We start from the raw sequence: 14,406 nt of genomic DNA, 5'->3' as shown, positions 1-14,406 counted from the left end.
TGGGTGCCACATGATTAGCGTTTTCGATATTTTCAAAATCAGCATCGGGCCGTCCAGCTCACACACTGTTGGGCCGATGAAAGCAGGAAAACATTTTGTTGATACCCTGCAGGAAAAAGGCCTGCTGCATAAAGTGACTCGTCTGGTGGTGGATGTGTACGGTTCCCTGTCATTAACAGGTAAAGGCCACCACACCGATATCGCGATTATTCTTGGGCTGTCCGGGTATTTGCCGGATACCGTCGACATTGACGCCATTCCCGGCATTATTCGCGATGTAAACACCATGCATCGTCTGTTTATTGAAGAAGGTCAGCGGGAAATTGAGTTCCCGGTGGCGGAATGCATGCGTTTTCACAATGAGTTTCTGCCGCTGCATGAAAACGGCATGAGCATAACGGCGTTTTGCGATGGTAAAATCGTCCATTTCCAGACCTATTATTCTATCGGTGGCGGTTTTATCGTCACGGAAGAAAACTTTGGCAAGAGTCAGGACGCGGATGTCGATCTTCCGTTCCCGTTCTATTCTGCCCGCAACCTGCTGGCACACTGCCACGACAACTGCCTGTCGATTTCTGCGGTGATGATGAAAAATGAGATCGCCCGCCACGGCAGGGAGAACGTTGAGCAAAATATGGCGAAAATCTGGGAGACCATGAGAAATGCCATTAACCGTGGTATGAACACGGAAGGCATTTTGCCCGGGCCGTTGAAAGTACCGCGTCGTGCCTCTGCGCTGCATCGTGTGCTGGCGCCGCAAAGCCAGTCTATTACGCCGTTAAGCGCAATGGACTGGGTCAATATGTTCGCCATGGCCGTCGGCGAAGAGAACGCGGCAGGTGGACGCGTGGTCACTGCCCCGACCAATGGCGCCTGCGGTATCATCCCGGCAGTACTGGCCTATTACGATCGCTTTATCAAGGCGGTGACGCCGGAAATCTATATGCGCTACTACCTGACGGCGGGCGCGATTGGCATTCTGTATAAAATGAATGCTTCTATTTCCGGGGCGGAAGTCGGTTGTCAGGGGGAAGTGGGCGTGGCCTGTTCGATGGCCTCCGCCGGCCTGGCCGAGCTTCTGGGCGGTAGTCCGGAGAAAGTGTGCATCGCGGCGGAAATCGGCATGGAACATAACCTTGGGCTGACCTGCGATCCGGTCGCCGGTCAGGTTCAGGTTCCGTGCATTGAGCGTAACGCGATTGCGGCAGTGAAGGCGATTAACTCGGCGAGTATGGCGATGTACCGCACCAGCGATCCGAAGGTCTCACTGGATAAAGTCATCGAAACGATGTTTGAGACAGGCAAAGACATGAACGCCAAATACCGTGAAACCGCACGAGGCGGTCTGGCGATTAAAGTCGCGGTATGTGAATCCTGAGTTCCCTCAAAAAACCGCCTGCTTGCAGGCGGTTTTTCTTTCTCCGGCGGTGCAAACTTACCGGGACATCTCCCAAAACGAATTACCCTTTTTTCTCTGTGTCAGGCGGCAGGAAAGACCAGACCACACTGTGAGAAGCCGATGAGGTATACCATTCGTTGATGGTGGCGTTAGTGTCGCTGGTCTGCGTTGCGGCGGTGAATTTTTCTTTTGGCTGGTGCGCTTTTTTCCGGATACGGATGCGGGAAGGGGTTGCGGCATTGATTTGCGCGTTAAAGGTGCGAATGTGCGAATCGAATAAAACCGACTCCAGTTGATGCAGACGATCCAGACCGCGCAGAATACCGATAAGCGTACTCAGGGTCACAGATTCGCCTAATTCAACGCGTTTGATGGTTGCAGCGCCGACTTGTGCGCGCTCGGCCAGTTCAATCTGCGATAGCCCGAGCTGCATACGCGTTTCTTTAATTCTGCGGCACAATTCAGAAATAATTTCACTGTCGGACATAGTACTGAAACGCATCTTTATTCCCCTACTGCGTAATAACTCATGGCAGATTATTTAGCATATTAATTTATAAATAAAGCGGATAATTTCTCTTTTGCGAGAGTAACAACATTGTTTTTTCGTTAACAAAGTTTCTACAGAAGAAACGATAATTAAAGACAATCCGCTGAATATGAAAGTCGTGCCAGTCGGCCATTTTATTATTCATTCTGGTATTGATAATGCAGTTTACTCTGTTTTGTTTATCTCTTTATTACATCTTTGCCTTTATACTGATAAAAAGCGCTATGCATAACAGGGAAGCAGTAATGATATGAGTTATAAAGATAAAATATTTACGTTCTGGGGAACGATGGATCTTCTGGCCATCGGAAGCTATCTTTTCTATTCCCTAAAAATGGGTCACGTACCGATCTGGTCCGATATCCAGCTTTTCTACACCCAACTGACGTTAATGGAAGTCAGAGGGGCTGACCGTATTTTTCTGCAATCCCTCTTTTTTATCCATTCAGGGTTGTTGTTATCACTGTGTTTTTCGGCATATGCCTTTCTCGTCAAAAAGAAAATACGTTTCCTGCTCATTGGGTTGCAGGAAATGATGCGTATTTTATCGCTCACCTGCTCGGTCGCCCTTTTTCCGCTGCTCCTGCAGGTCATGCGAATTGAGGATGCGTTCGTTGCCCTTATTTTGTTCGTCATTTCCGAAACGCTTAAGATCGGTTCGTTGCTGTGGCTGAGAAAACGGGCATTGTTAACGTAATGTTGAATCCACATGTCTCTTTATGGCGCGTAAGTATTTATACTTAGATTTAATAATCCTTGCTCTGAACTGACAGAGCCTTTTCTCCCCGACTCGCAGGATAAAACCGGGAAAAGGGGAAAACGAAAGGAATCGACAACGATAAGGAGAACCTGAATACGTGTTAATTTTGCTTCACTTACTCTCTTCTGTTGCCCTCCTGGTATGGGGCACGCATATCGTACGTACCGGTGTCATGCGCGTTTTTGGCGCGCGGCTGCGCACGGTACTCAGTCGCAGTATTGAAAAGAAGTCCCTCGCTTTTAGCGCCGGGATTGGCGTGACCGCACTGGTACAAAGCAGCAATGCCACCACCATGCTGGTAACGTCGTTCGTTGCCCAGGACCTGGTGGCGCTCGCGCCTGCGCTGGTGATCGTGCTGGGCGCTGACGTGGGGACTGCGCTGATGGCGCGTGTTCTCACCTTCGACCTGTCGTGGTTATCTCCGTTGCTGATATTCATCGGCGTGATTTTTTTCCTGGGGCGCAAGCAAACGCGCGAAGGCCAGTTGGGGCGTGTCAGCATCGGCCTTGGCCTGATTTTGCTGGCGCTTGAGCTGATTGTTCAGGCGGTGACCCCGATTACTCAGGCCGATGGCGTTCAGGTGATCTTCGCCTCGCTGACGGGCGACATCATGCTGGATGCCCTGATTGGCGCGGTGTTCGCTATCATCAGCTATTCAAGTCTGGCGGCAGTGTTACTGACCGCCACGCTGACCACGGCGGGGATCATCTCCTTCCCGGTGGCGCTCTGTCTGGTAATTGGCGCCAACCTCGGCTCCGGCCTGCTGGCGATGCTCAACAACAGTGCCGCCAACGCCGCAGCACGCCGCGTGGCGCTGGGCAGTTTGCTGTTTAAGCTGGTGGGGAGCCTGATCATTCTGCCGTTTGTGCACGTACTGGCCGATGTGATGGGCAAACTGCCGCTGCCCAAAGCCGAGCTGGTCATCTACTTCCACGTCTTCTACAACCTGATTCGCTGCCTGGCAATGGTGCCTTTTGTGGGCGTGATGGCGACCTTCTGTGAACGGTTAATCCGCGATGAACCGGAGCTGGATGCGCGCCTGAAACCGAAGCATCTCGACAGTTCAGCGCTGGATACGCCAACGCTTGCGCTGGCCAATGCGGCCCGGGAAACACTACGGATGGGTGACGCGATGGAGCTGATGCTGGAAGGGTTACATAAAGTGATGCACGGTGCGCCCAGGGAGGAAAAAGACCTGCGCAAGCTCGCCGATGACATTAATGTGCTGTATACCGCCATCAAGCTCTATCTGGCACGTATGCCAAAAGAAGAGCTGGCGGAAGAGGAGTCAAAACGCTGGGCTGAGATTATCGAGATGTCTCTTAACCTGGAACAGGCCTCTGACATTGTAGAGCGTATGGGCAGTGAAATCGCCGATAAATCACTGGCGGTGCGGCGGGCCTTTTCCGTTGAAGGATTGAAAGAGCTCGATACGTTACATGAACAGTTACTCAGCAATTTGAAACTGGCGATGTCGGTCTTTTTCTCTGCCGATGTCACCAGCGCGCGCCGTCTGCGTCGCAGTAAGCATCGTTTCCGTATTCTCAACCGTCGCTACTCCCATGCCCATGTTGACCGGCTGCATCAGCAGAACGTACAAAGTATCGAAACCAGCTCGCTGCACCTGGGGCTGTTGGGCGATATGAAACGCCTTAACTCGCTGTTCTGCTCGGTGGCTTACAGTGTGCTGGAGCAGCCTGATGAAGATGATGAAAGGGATGAGTATTAAAGTGGAAAACGCCTCGCACAATGGATGTGTGGAGCGTGACGCTGTCCTGGAAAATACTCTACGTTAGGCACTCGATAACCACGGATGGAGAAATAGAAAATGCTCGTTCACTACGCTAATCTTAAACAATTCATGCGCATTACTATGGGGGTTCTCATGCGCAGTGCATCGAACGTAAAAAAATCGGTGAATGTTTCGCTGTCGCCCGACATTCTTAGCCAGGCGCGCGAGCTCAACCTCAATCTGTCAGCAGTGTTAACCGAGGCGCTGCTTGAAAAATTTCGTGAAAATAAACGTGATGAATGGCTGCGTGAGAACCAGAAATCCATTGATGCCATTAATCAGTGGGTAGATGAAAATGGTTCATTTAGCGATTTTCAACGGTCATTCTAATGGAGCAGTTTCACGCTTTTGAAAACAATGGCAGTGGGAAAAACGTCTACCCTTTTTTGATTAATCTCCAGCATCCCGTTGCTAATGTGCTTAAGCACGTTCTTGTTGCACCCGTGGTTGAACTTACTCACCTTGCCGGTATGTCGCCGCCAGCGAAAATATGCCCCGTCGTGGAAATCTATGACAAACCTTATGTCGTCATGATGTACATGATGGCTGGCATATCAGTAAAAGAGCTGGGTGAACGTGTTGCAGATTTGACGAGTGCGAGAGCAGTATTGCGTGATGCTATTGATTTCCTGATTAATGGATATTGAGCACCTTCCCTGGTGCTCTTCGAATGCCATCAACCCGCTCTGGCAAAGGCCGATGCTTCGGCGATAAGCGCCGCATCCGGGCGCACGCCGGTGTACATCGCGAACTGTTCGACGGCCTGCAGCGCAATCACTTCTGCGCCGCTGATGGTCTTTTTGCCATGCTGCTGCGCCAGACGAATCACCGGGGTTTCTGGCGGCAGGGCGACCACGTCAAAGACCACGCTGGCGTGGTTCACCATCGCTTCGCTAAATGACAGGGCCTCGCTCTCTTTGCCGCCTGCCATGCCGACCGGCGTGACATTCACCAGGATATCGGTACGGATCCCCTCCGGGTGCGGCTGCCACTGAAAGCCGTATTGACGGGCAAGCGCTGTTCCATTCTCGTGGTTACGGGCGGCAATGATTACGTCACGGAATCCCGTGTCGCGAAAGGCCGCGATCACCGCTTTACCCATCCCGCCGCTGCCGCGAATCATCACCCGTGCCTGGGTATCAAGCTGGTGGCTGGTAATCAGGCTTTTTATCGCGATGTAGTCGGTGTTGTAACCCGTTAACCGTCCTTCGTCATTGACGATGGTATTCACTGAATCAATCACTTTAGCCGAGGGATCGATCGCATCCAGAAACGGCATGCAGCTCTCTTTGAAAGGCATTGAGACCGCACAGCCGCGAATCCCCAGTGCGCGCACGCCTTTCACCGCCGCCTCAATATCCTGGGTAGTAAACGCTTTATAGATAAAATTTAGCCCTAATTTTTCATACAGATAATTATGAAAACGGGTGCCGAAGTTGCCGGGACGACCGGCAAGTGACATACACAGCAGCGTGTCGTGGTTAATCATGAGCAATCTCCTGAGCGTGAGCCAGCAGGTACTGCTCGGCCTCCCCGGACCAGATGCCTTTATGGCGCTTAAGGATGGCGGCAAGCTCAGGATCGTCCATTTTGCTCAGCGCGGTCAGCGGCAGGTATTTCCCGGTATAGACCAGCTTTTTGCCCCCGCCGACGGCAGGCAGTTCCAGCGTAGTTTCACCTGCGGCATTCAGCCCAAGAATATGTGTGACCACTTTGGCAGCCTGCACTTTCTTCTCTTCGATCAGTTTTACCGCCGCACGCATGTCGTCGGTGTTACCGCCAGAGGTGCCCACATAATGGGTAAAGGCGTAATGCACATCATAGAAATTCACCGGCGCGCTGAACTGTTTATCCTGCGGACCAGCAAAGAAATTCATGCAGCCATCAGGGGCAAGTAATGACGAGGCGAGGGTGACCAGTTGTTCATTCGGCACGAAGACAAAAATATCGTCGAAGCCGTGACCACCGCTCAGGGTCATTAACGTATCAAATGAGGCATCCTGCGCGTGCAGATAGTGAATCAGCGTGTGCGGCTCAGAAGGGTAATGCGTGCGGGCATAGCTGAGTTTGTCGTTATTGGTATCGGTGACAACCAGCAGCGACGGGTTAACCGGGCCGTGCAGCGCGTAGTCTATAGCCAGCAGCCCCATCGGCCCGGTGCCGCCGAGGATCAGTGTGCGGCCCTGCGGGCGGATGCCCATCTTGTGATTGTAGGTCCCTTCCTGCAGATGATAGTTGGCGTTGAACGCGCCAATTACACAGGAGAGCGGTTCGACCAGGGAACCTTCAAAATAGGTTTCGCCCTCATAAGCCAGCAAACAATCTTGTGCCATCACGTCGTTGGGAATCACCACGTGCGTCGCTTCGCCGCCGACCCACGGGAAAGAATAACCGGGGCAATCCGGGCGATCCGGCAGTTGCAGGTTTGCCTGAATCACATAGCGCTGTCCAGGCTGGAACTTATGCTGCCATTTTTTCCCGACGGCCAGAATGTCGCCGCAAAATTCATGGCCGATGATAATGGGGTTTGTCGCTACATCATCCGGCACTTTTTTGTGGTTTTCGCCCTGATTGGCCTCTTTCCAGGAGGAGAGGCACAGGCTGTCGGTGACGACCGTCGCCAGGATTTCATTGTCCTGCATCTCAGGGAGTTCAAAGCTTTCCAGGCGCAAATCGCGTTTGCCATACAGGCGTAGAGCTGTTGTTTTCATCACTAAACCACCTCATCCCCTTTATCTTTCGAACGTCAGCGGTGTTGGCTTCTTTCGCGTCCCCCGGTCACGTAGTGGATCTACGCGCCCGGGGATGCACTCAGTTGCCGCCTTGCGGACACCCGAAATCTTGCGGGGCTAATTTGTTAAGGGAACCCGGCATTCACGCCGGGGCGAAAAATCAGGACAGGAAGCCCAGCGCGTTGCCGACAATCCCCAGCCCAAACAGGGCGAAGATCAGCCATACCGGGTTAATTTTCTTGTTGAGCAGGCGGACCATCAGCAGCGTCAGCCCCAGCGCCAGCAGGCCTGGGCACAGCTGATCGAGGATGTTTTGCACCGTCATGGTGACGATGGTACCGTCGGCGCCAGGGGTTTGTGAGACCACCAGTGGCACGTGGATACTCGTCCATTTGGTGACCAGCACGCCCATCACAAAGAGACCGAGAATTGATGCTCCTTCGGTCAGTTTCTGCAGCAGGTTGCCGCCCATGTCGCTAACGATGTTGACCCCTTTTCGGAAGCCAAGCTGCAGGCCATACCACTTCATGGCAAGACGTACCGCGTTGAAAATAAAGAAGAACAGCAGGGGGCCAAGCAGGTTGCCTGACAAGGCTAATGAGGCACCCAGCGCGGCGGTAATTGGACGTAATGTCCCCCAGACCAGCGGATCGCCAACGCCCGCCAGCGGCCCCATTAGACCGACTTTGATGCCGTTGATGGCGCCATCGTCAATTTCCGCGCCGTTGGCTCGCGCCTCTTCCATCGCCGCCGTCACGCCCAGCACCGGGCCGCACACGGCTGGGGTGGTGTTGAAGAACACCAGGTGGCGTTTGAGTGCCGCGACCTGATCTTCTTTCAGTGGATAGAGGCGCTTGATGGCAGGGATCATGTCGTAGCAAAAACCCAGGCCATGAATACGTTCGAAATTGAATGACGCCTGCTGCAGGTTCGAGCGGACAAACATGCTGAACAGGTCGGAACGGGTAAGTTTTTTCGCTTCCATAATGGGCACCGTTAGTCGTCAAGCTGGTCAAGGGCGGTAGAAGGAGAGGTTGCGGCAGACTGAGGTTCCGCCTTGCGCCACTGTGGATTGAGCTGGATATAAACCAGCGCGATGATCACGCCGACGCCACCAAAGGCCAGCAAGCTAAAGTCGAGGTAACCACCGGCAAGGAACCCGAGGAAGAAGAAGGGCATCAGGTATTTCACGCCCATCATGCGCAGCACCATGGCGTAGCCCACCACCACGATAAAGCCGCCGGCAATCTGCAAACCACGTGTGACGAATTCCGGGATGGCGCTCAGCATGTTGCTGACCATGTCGGCGCTGACAAACAGCGACACGACGAGCGCCGGAATGGCAACACGCAGTGCCTGAACGCCGAGTGCTGAGACATGTAGCAAGTCGATGGTGCGAAAACGGGCCTCTTCCGCTGCTTTATCCGCCGCGTGCTGGAACACGACGGTGATGGTACGAGCGAAGACCGTCAGAACCTGGCCTGCCGCCGCGACGGGCAGGGCGATAGCGATCCCGGTAGCAATGCTCTGGTGACCGACAATGACCAGAATGGCAGAGATAATGCTGGCGAGCGCCGAGTCGGGTGATTGTGCCGCCCCCACGTTCATCCAGCCGAGTGCGATCAGCTCCAGCGTACCGCCGAGCATAATCCCGCTTTTTAAATCACCGAGAATAAGGCCGATAACCGTACAGGCAATTAACGGACGGTGGGTCTGGAATTCATCCAGCACGCTGCCCATTCCGGCAATACAGGAAAATATAAAGATGGCTATGATTTGTAGGGTACTGATTTCCATAATTAGACCTTTAAGGTGTGTTTGTTCCTACCTGTTACGGCATAAACACAGGCGCTTTTATTTATTCTGTTACGGAGATATCTTTTATTTTATCGAGGATATTCACCGATGGATCGGAGGCCACGACGCGTAAATCTAATTTCACGCCGAGTTTATCCAGTTCGCGAAAGGCAGAAATATCCTCTTCATCCAGTGATACGGCCTTCGTTAATTGCGTTTTGCCGGGGCGCCAGGCCATGCCGCCAATATTTAAGGTGGCAATTTTCACCCCTTGTTTCACCATCGCTAATGCATCCTGCGGTCGGGTAAATAAGTAAAAAACAGTTTCATCCTGATATTGTGGGTTATGAAATACCGCGATGGCCTTTTCAATATTCACCACATTCACTTTCATCCCCGGCGGTGCTGCCTGGCGTAATAGCGTGCGACGGACTTCGTCGTTATATACCTCGTCATTGCAGATAATAATGCGTTGCGCATTCGCGACTTTTGACCAGACGGTGGTCACCTGACCGTGGATAAGGCGGTCATCAATACGAGCCAGCGTAATATTCATCAGAAATCCTCTTCGGCGGTTTCCCGTTTTTGCCAGACCACGCATGTCTGACGGGCGATTGTCGTCAGGTGCGCACAGAGTTCATCGACGTTCATGCTTGCCTGGTTGTCGACCAGTTCAAGCGCCAGGGGCAGAGAGAGGCCGCTTATCACGCGCAGCTGCGGATTGTGCATCGCCAGCGTGGCGGCGGCATTCCACGGGCTGCCGCACTGTAAATCGACGGCAATCAACCACTCATTATGTATGTATGCATTCACTAACTTTTGTAGTTTCCCGGCGATGTCGCTGGCGTTTTCTCCGGGGACAAATTCCACGGCAGCCACGTTCACATCGCCGTAAACCATCTGTACCGATTCCAGCATCGCGCAGGCCAGTCTGCCGTGGGCGCAAAAGATTGTATTGACCATTTCGCCTCCTTAACCGCGCGTTTTACCGCCCGCAATGTTAGTGGTTACTCCGGTAATGTAGCTGGCACGCTCAGACAGGAGATAACAAACAAAATCAGCAACTTCGGATAAGCGACCCGAGCGTCCAATCGGAATCGCGTTCTTTGTATAGCCGTCACGCAGCTGTTCCACAGTGATATTGCGCGTCCAGGCCAGCGCTTCTTCGTACTCCGGCGTGCGTAGCCCGGTTTTTTCCAGAATACCCGGTGCGATACCCACCACACGGATGCCATGCTTGCCCAACTCTTTCGACCAGGAGCGGGTAAAACTGTTGAGTGCGGCCTTGGTGGCGGCGTAGCAGCTTTGGCCTTCTGAACCTTCCAGCCCACTTTCTGATGAGACATTCACAATGACGCCGTCATGCTGTTTAACCATCTGGCGTGCCACCGCCTGGGACATTAAGAACACCCCTTTCTGGTTGATATTGACCATTTTTTCAAAGGCGGCTTCGTTTAATTCATATTTTCCGGCCGGGGCTTTTTCATCCACGAGCAGGCGCGGGAAATTGACGCCAGCATTATTGACCAGGCCGTCAATACGACCGAAGCGCTGAATAATTTCGCTAACCGTATTCGTGACATCTCCGGTACTGGAAATATCCGTTGGCCAGAAATGATAATGGCTATTTCCTTCGTGTTTCCCTTCGCCGCCATGAATATCTGCCATCTGGACATTGGCGCCCTGGGCTAATAACTCCTCGACAATCGCCAGGCCAATACCTGATGCACCGCCGGTGACGAGAATAATTTTATCCTGCAGATTTAACCACGTTTGCATACCATACTCCTGATTTTGGAAAAGGGGATCCCCGCGCAAAATAATGCGCTGTCTCGGGGCTAGAAATTTACTTCAACAATAATTCAGCAGTTTCGCGATTGGTCACCAGACAATTAATATATTTACCGTGCAATGCGCCGAGGATACCGCTGTATTTCGCCTCGCCCATCGCCACGCCTATGGAATAACGTGCCTGTTTTAAACGTTGCATCTCAATAGAGAGCGTTTTCGGGCTCATATTGGTTTCAACGGACGCGCCGTTAATATCGAAAAAGCGTGAACAGATATCACCGGCTACATGGCGGGCATTCAGATCATCACTCTCTTCGCTGCCATAAAACGCATGCCAGTTCGCACCGTCACGGATAGCAGGAGAACCGATACCAACCAGCGCGACATCCAAATTGTCCCAGTACGCCGAAATAGTTTTAAAGTGCTGAGACTGCATAATACCGTTACGGATCAGTTCGTTATCCAGCAGTGCCGGGAAATCCGCCAGATGAGATTCCCCTTTAAGCCGGGCCGCCGCGCTGTAGGTCAGCGTGTTCACGTGATAGCGACTTTCGAGTTTGCCAGAAGGCCCGCCGATAATCGGTACGCAAATCAACTGTCTGGACTGGCTTGCGGGAGATAATCCTTCAACCAGCGCCCGAACCGCGCGACCCCATGAAAATCCGATGATATCGCCCGGTTCCAACAGGCGCTCAAGCAATTGCGCACCGTGCTGACCTATCACACTGAGTTGTTCCTCTTCCTGCTCGGCATCACTTGCGGCGACGACCACCTCTTTAAGGTCAAATTTCTGTTTTAACTGCTGCTCCAGCCACAAATTCTCGTTGTAGTCGTAATTGATGGCGATGGTGACGATCCCTTGTTCGCGCCCGCGTTTAAGCAACCGACTGATGGTCGTGCGGTAAATTCCCAGTTCACGGGCGATTTGCGCCTGTGTCATATCCTGCTCATAGTAAAGCTGGGCAATTTTTACGATCAGGCGGATATCATCACTGTTTTCCATTGCTCTCTTCCGACCTTTGCACATTTGTGCAAACCACGATTTATGTTCCTTGATTTGATATAACCGCATGCAGGGGCATATTCAAAGGAATTTTGTTCTCTTTCACTGCGTTGGCGTGAGGGAATATCTTGCACAAATGATTATGCGCACAGCGAGTGTCAGCACGTTTGTGCAATGGAGTCTAAGTGGTTGATTCTACTTTTGTTCGCCACACAAAATTGCATGTGCGATAAGCCATCACTTTTGTGTAGAAAGACGCTGTGGATCACATTTAGCGCCGGGATGCGAGAAAGCGCAGATTTTCTTAACCTTCTGATAAGATATATTTCGCTTTTACAGGAGAATTTATGCTGCCAGACTCATCAACCCGATTAAACAAATACATCAGCGAAAGCGGAATTTGCTCGCGCCGCGAAGCCGATCGCTATATCGAACAAGGCAATGTTTTCATTAACGGTAAACGTGCCACCATTGGCGATCAGGTTAAGCCTGGCGACGTCGTAAAGGTAAACGGTCAGTTGATTGAGCCGCGCGAGGCCGAGGATCTGGTCTTTATCGCGCTGAATAAACCCGTGGGCGTTGTTAGTACCACGGAAGACAGCGAAAAAGACAACATTGTCGATTTTGTTAACCACAGCAAACGCGTTTTCCCGATTGGTCGTCTCGATAAAGACTCCCAGGGGCTGATCTTCCTCACCAACCACGGGGATCTGGTGAACAAGATTTTGCGTGCCGGCAATGATCACGAAAAAGAGTATCTGGTGACGGTGGATAAACCCGTCACGGACGAATTTGTGCGTAGTATGGGCGCAGGCGTGCCGATTCTGGGAACGGTCACGAAGAAGTGCAAAGTCAAAAAAGAGGCGCCGTTTGTCTTTCGTATCACGCTGATCCAGGGGCTGAATCGCCAGATTCGCCGTATGTGTGAACATTTTGGCTATGAAGTCACGAAACTTGAGCGTACCCGGATTATGAACGTCGGGCTGGCTGGCCTGCCGCTCGGGGAATGGCGCGATCTGACCGATGACGAATTGATCACGCTGTTTAAGCTTATCGAGAATTCCTCGTCCGAGGCGAAGCCAAAGACAAAAAGTAAACCGAAAACGGCGACGACCGCCGCGAAGAAGCCCGTCGCCAGTGGGGCGAAAAATATGGCAAAAACCCCGGCGGAAATGGCGTCGCGTAAACGCTTTACCTCTCCGGGGCGTAAGAAGAAAGGGCGTTAACGCCTGCCGCGCGTCGACGTATTGGCCGACCACGAGAAGGTGGTCGCTTCATCCGGTTTATAAGCCTGCTTTTTCTTCGTCTGGCGGGCTTTTTTGGCCTCTGCTTCACGCTCAACCATTAATTTATCGATGTACTCTTTTTTCACGCTGTTGGTTTCGGCGTTGGTCAGAACCCGTCCGTGCGCAATACGCGCGCGGTCGAGCAAGGTTTTCAGTTCACGCTGCTCGCGCTCGGTCATCTCTTTTTGGGTAATGCGGGGGAGTGCCATGTCGGTGCCCTCAGTAAGCCGATGGTTTCAGTGTACGGTACAGGCGTGTCGTCTCACAATAAATAAACCGTACTGACTCGTAGCCCCGGTAAGCGTTAGCGCCACCGGGGGAACGTCAAAGCTAAACCTGATACGGCCTGTCAGTTTTCTTTTACTGTTTCGCGTGGTTTGTCTGCAATAGGCTTACCGGACCAGTAACCCGCCAGCAGTGAGCCGGACAGATTATGCCAGACCGAGAAAAGCGCGCCTGGCAGGGCAGCCAGCGGCGAGAAGTAGAGTTTACCGAGTGCGGCAGCAAGGCCGGAGTTCTGCATCCCCACTTCGATAGCCAGTGTGCGGCAGGTGGATTCGTCGAAACCGAACAGACGCCCACCCCAGTAACCACCCAGAAGACCGATACTGTTGTGCAACATCACCGCGACAATCACCACCAGGCCTACGGACGCAATGTGTGAAGCGGAACCCGCCACCACGGCGCTGATGATTGCCAGGATACAGACCATCGAAAAGGCGGGCAGATACGGCTCCACCACCTTCACTACGCGCGGGAACAGGTGGTGAATAATCAAACCCAGTCCAATCGGAATCACCACAATCTGCAATATGCTCAGCAGCATACCCATCACATCCACCTGAATGTGGGCATCAACATAGAGGCGCGTCAGCAGCGGTGTGGCGACTACGCCAACCAACGTTGAGACAGACGAAATGGTCACTGAGAGCGCCACGTCGCCTTTCGCCAGATAGATCATGACGTTGGAAGCCGTACCACTGGCCACGCTACCGACCAGCACCATCCCGGCAGAAAGATCCGGCGGCATTTTGAAAATCATCGCCAGTAGCCAGGCGGCAAGCGGCATCACCAGGTAGTGCAGGAAAATGCCTGCGGCAACCGGGGCCGGGCGGGAAAGCACACGTTTAAAATCGTCAATTTTCAGGTGCACGCCCATGCCGAACATAATCAACATGAGTAGGGTGGTGACCCACGGGCCAATGGGCGTGAAGGTAGAGGGCGTGTAATAAGCAAGTACAGAGAGCAGCAGCGCCCATAACGGGAACAGCCGGGTGAGTACAGCGAGCATAGTGT

17 protein-coding genes are annotated in these 14,406 nt (G+C 52.7%); 6 read left to right on the top strand and 11 right to left on the bottom strand.

Annotated features, from left to right (window positions below; genetic code table 11):
- Positions 1–10: 10 nt before the first annotated feature.
- Complete coding sequence (locus tag AB182_RS23615) at positions 11–1,378, top strand: L-serine ammonia-lyase (protein WP_047372228.1); 1,368 nt, start codon at positions 11–13, stop codon at positions 1,376–1,378.
- A gap of 82 nt (positions 1,379–1,460) precedes the next feature.
- On the opposite strand, the gene AB182_RS23610 is transcribed toward AB182_RS23615, so the two are convergent.
- Positions 1,461–1,901 (bottom strand): helix-turn-helix domain-containing protein, encoded by a 441-nt coding sequence (locus tag AB182_RS23610; protein WP_047372227.1) that lies wholly within the window; start codon positions 1,899–1,901, stop codon positions 1,461–1,463.
- A gap of 298 nt (positions 1,902–2,199) precedes the next feature.
- On the opposite strand from AB182_RS23610, the gene AB182_RS23605 reads away from it, so the two are divergent.
- The 4 genes from AB182_RS23605 to AB182_RS23590 all read left to right on the top strand — a co-directional run bounded on the left by AB182_RS23605 (position 2,200) and on the right by AB182_RS23590 (position 5,148).
- Positions 2,200–2,646, top strand: coding sequence for a hypothetical protein (locus AB182_RS23605; protein ID WP_047372226.1), 447 nt, complete (start codon positions 2,200–2,202; stop codon positions 2,644–2,646).
- Positions 2,647–2,806: 160 nt separating this feature from the next.
- Positions 2,807–4,438 (top strand): Na/Pi cotransporter family protein, encoded by a 1,632-nt coding sequence (locus tag AB182_RS23600; protein ID WP_047372225.1) that lies wholly within the window; start codon positions 2,807–2,809, stop codon positions 4,436–4,438.
- 99 nt (positions 4,439–4,537) lie between these two features.
- On the top strand, positions 4,538–4,831 hold the full coding sequence (locus tag AB182_RS23595; protein WP_047372224.1) for a type II toxin-antitoxin system CcdA family antitoxin: 294 nt from the start codon (positions 4,538–4,540) through the stop codon (positions 4,829–4,831).
- Complete coding sequence (locus AB182_RS23590; RefSeq protein WP_047372223.1) at positions 4,831–5,148, top strand: CcdB family protein; 318 nt, start codon at positions 4,831–4,833, stop codon at positions 5,146–5,148. Before AB182_RS23595 ends, AB182_RS23590 begins: the two co-directional genes overlap by 1 nt.
- A 29-nt stretch (positions 5,149–5,177) precedes the next feature.
- Here AB182_RS23590 and AB182_RS23585 read toward each other — a convergent pair whose 3' ends face one another.
- The 8 genes from AB182_RS23585 to AB182_RS23550 form a co-directional block, all read right to left on the bottom strand.
- Positions 5,178–5,990 (bottom strand): shikimate 5-dehydrogenase, encoded by an 813-nt coding sequence (locus AB182_RS23585; protein WP_047372222.1) that lies wholly within the window; start codon positions 5,988–5,990, stop codon positions 5,178–5,180.
- On the bottom strand, positions 5,983–7,212 hold the full coding sequence (gene sorE / locus AB182_RS23580; protein ID WP_047372221.1) for an L-sorbose 1-phosphate reductase: 1,230 nt from the start codon (positions 7,210–7,212) through the stop codon (positions 5,983–5,985). Before sorE ends, AB182_RS23585 begins: the two co-directional genes overlap by 8 nt.
- A gap of 181 nt (positions 7,213–7,393) precedes the next feature.
- Positions 7,394–8,218, bottom strand: coding sequence for a PTS system mannose/fructose/sorbose family transporter subunit IID (locus AB182_RS23575; RefSeq protein WP_047372220.1), 825 nt, complete (start codon positions 8,216–8,218; stop codon positions 7,394–7,396).
- Between the two features lie 11 nt (positions 8,219–8,229).
- Positions 8,230–9,030, bottom strand: a complete 801-nt coding sequence (locus AB182_RS23570) for a PTS mannose/fructose/sorbose transporter subunit IIC (protein ID WP_047372219.1) — start codon at positions 9,028–9,030, stop codon at positions 8,230–8,232.
- Between the two features lie 61 nt (positions 9,031–9,091).
- On the bottom strand, positions 9,092–9,586 hold the full coding sequence (locus tag AB182_RS23565; protein ID WP_047372218.1) for a mannose/fructose/sorbose PTS transporter subunit IIB: 495 nt from the start codon (positions 9,584–9,586) through the stop codon (positions 9,092–9,094).
- A complete protein-coding gene (locus AB182_RS23560; protein ID WP_047372217.1) occupies positions 9,586–9,993 on the bottom strand; it encodes a mannose/fructose/sorbose PTS transporter subunit IIA in 408 nt (135 codons plus the stop codon). Before AB182_RS23560 ends, AB182_RS23565 begins: the two co-directional genes overlap by 1 nt.
- A gap of 9 nt (positions 9,994–10,002) precedes the next feature.
- The gene (locus AB182_RS23555) at positions 10,003–10,809 is read right to left on the bottom strand and encodes an SDR family oxidoreductase (RefSeq protein WP_047372216.1); all 807 of its coding nucleotides are present in this window, start codon (positions 10,807–10,809) and stop codon (positions 10,003–10,005) included.
- Between the two features lie 67 nt (positions 10,810–10,876).
- Complete coding sequence (locus AB182_RS23550) at positions 10,877–11,824, bottom strand: sugar-binding transcriptional regulator (protein ID WP_047372215.1); 948 nt, start codon at positions 11,822–11,824, stop codon at positions 10,877–10,879.
- Between the two features lie 347 nt (positions 11,825–12,171).
- Between AB182_RS23550 and rluF the strand changes: the two genes are divergently transcribed.
- Positions 12,172–13,050, top strand: coding sequence for a 23S rRNA pseudouridine(2604) synthase RluF (gene rluF, locus AB182_RS23545; RefSeq protein WP_047372214.1), 879 nt, complete (start codon positions 12,172–12,174; stop codon positions 13,048–13,050).
- On the opposite strand, the gene AB182_RS23540 is transcribed toward rluF, so the two are convergent.
- Both AB182_RS23540 and panS read right to left on the bottom strand, forming a co-directional pair.
- Positions 13,047–13,319: a DUF3811 domain-containing protein gene (locus AB182_RS23540; RefSeq protein WP_047372213.1), complete on the bottom strand. Its 273-nt coding sequence runs from the start codon at positions 13,317–13,319 to the stop codon at positions 13,047–13,049. The genes rluF and AB182_RS23540 overlap by 4 nt on opposite strands.
- A 140-nt stretch (positions 13,320–13,459) precedes the next feature.
- Positions 13,460–14,401: a ketopantoate/pantoate/pantothenate transporter PanS gene (gene panS / locus AB182_RS23535; protein ID WP_047372212.1), complete on the bottom strand. Its 942-nt coding sequence runs from the start codon at positions 14,399–14,401 to the stop codon at positions 13,460–13,462.
- Positions 14,402–14,406 lie beyond the last annotated feature (5 nt).

The sequence above is a fragment of the Phytobacter ursingii genome, assembly GCF_001022135.1.
Taxonomy (GTDB): Bacteria; Pseudomonadota; Gammaproteobacteria; order Enterobacterales; family Enterobacteriaceae; genus Phytobacter; species Phytobacter ursingii.
The sequence above is the reverse complement of the archived record's forward strand: the minus strand, read 5'-3'. Positions and strand labels throughout refer to the sequence as shown.

What these genes read in the sequence shown, in the direction of transcription:
- AB182_RS23615 (WP_047372228.1), top strand. Translation starts at nt 11, where the DNA reads ATGATTAGCGTTTTCGATATTTTCAAAATCAGCATCGGGCCGTCCAGC.
- AB182_RS23610 (WP_047372227.1), bottom strand. Translation starts at nt 1,901, where the DNA reads ATGCGTTTCAGTACTATGTCCGACAGTGAAATTATTTCTGAATTGTGC.
- AB182_RS23605 (WP_047372226.1), top strand. Translation starts at nt 2,200, where the DNA reads ATGAGTTATAAAGATAAAATATTTACGTTCTGGGGAACGATGGATCTT.
- AB182_RS23595 (WP_047372224.1), top strand. Translation starts at nt 4,538, where the DNA reads ATGCTCGTTCACTACGCTAATCTTAAACAATTCATGCGCATTACTATG.
- AB182_RS23590 (WP_047372223.1), top strand. Translation starts at nt 4,831, where the DNA reads ATGGAGCAGTTTCACGCTTTTGAAAACAATGGCAGTGGGAAAAACGTC.
- AB182_RS23585 (WP_047372222.1), bottom strand. Translation starts at nt 5,990, where the DNA reads ATGATTAACCACGACACGCTGCTGTGTATGTCACTTGCCGGTCGTCCC.
- sorE (WP_047372221.1), bottom strand. Translation starts at nt 7,212, where the DNA reads ATGAAAACAACAGCTCTACGCCTGTATGGCAAACGCGATTTGCGCCTG.
- AB182_RS23575 (WP_047372220.1), bottom strand. Translation starts at nt 8,218, where the DNA reads ATGGAAGCGAAAAAACTTACCCGTTCCGACCTGTTCAGCATGTTTGTC.
- AB182_RS23570 (WP_047372219.1), bottom strand. Translation starts at nt 9,030, where the DNA reads ATGGAAATCAGTACCCTACAAATCATAGCCATCTTTATATTTTCCTGT.
- AB182_RS23565 (WP_047372218.1), bottom strand. Translation starts at nt 9,586, where the DNA reads ATGAATATTACGCTGGCTCGTATTGATGACCGCCTTATCCACGGTCAG.
- AB182_RS23560 (WP_047372217.1), bottom strand. Translation starts at nt 9,993, where the DNA reads ATGGTCAATACAATCTTTTGCGCCCACGGCAGACTGGCCTGCGCGATG.
- AB182_RS23555 (WP_047372216.1), bottom strand. Translation starts at nt 10,809, where the DNA reads ATGCAAACGTGGTTAAATCTGCAGGATAAAATTATTCTCGTCACCGGC.
- AB182_RS23550 (WP_047372215.1), bottom strand. Translation starts at nt 11,824, where the DNA reads ATGGAAAACAGTGATGATATCCGCCTGATCGTAAAAATTGCCCAGCTT.
- rluF (WP_047372214.1), top strand. Translation starts at nt 12,172, where the DNA reads ATGCTGCCAGACTCATCAACCCGATTAAACAAATACATCAGCGAAAGC.
- AB182_RS23540 (WP_047372213.1), bottom strand. Translation starts at nt 13,319, where the DNA reads ATGGCACTCCCCCGCATTACCCAAAAAGAGATGACCGAGCGCGAGCAG.
- panS (WP_047372212.1), bottom strand. Translation starts at nt 14,401, where the DNA reads ATGCTCGCTGTACTCACCCGGCTGTTCCCGTTATGGGCGCTGCTGCTC.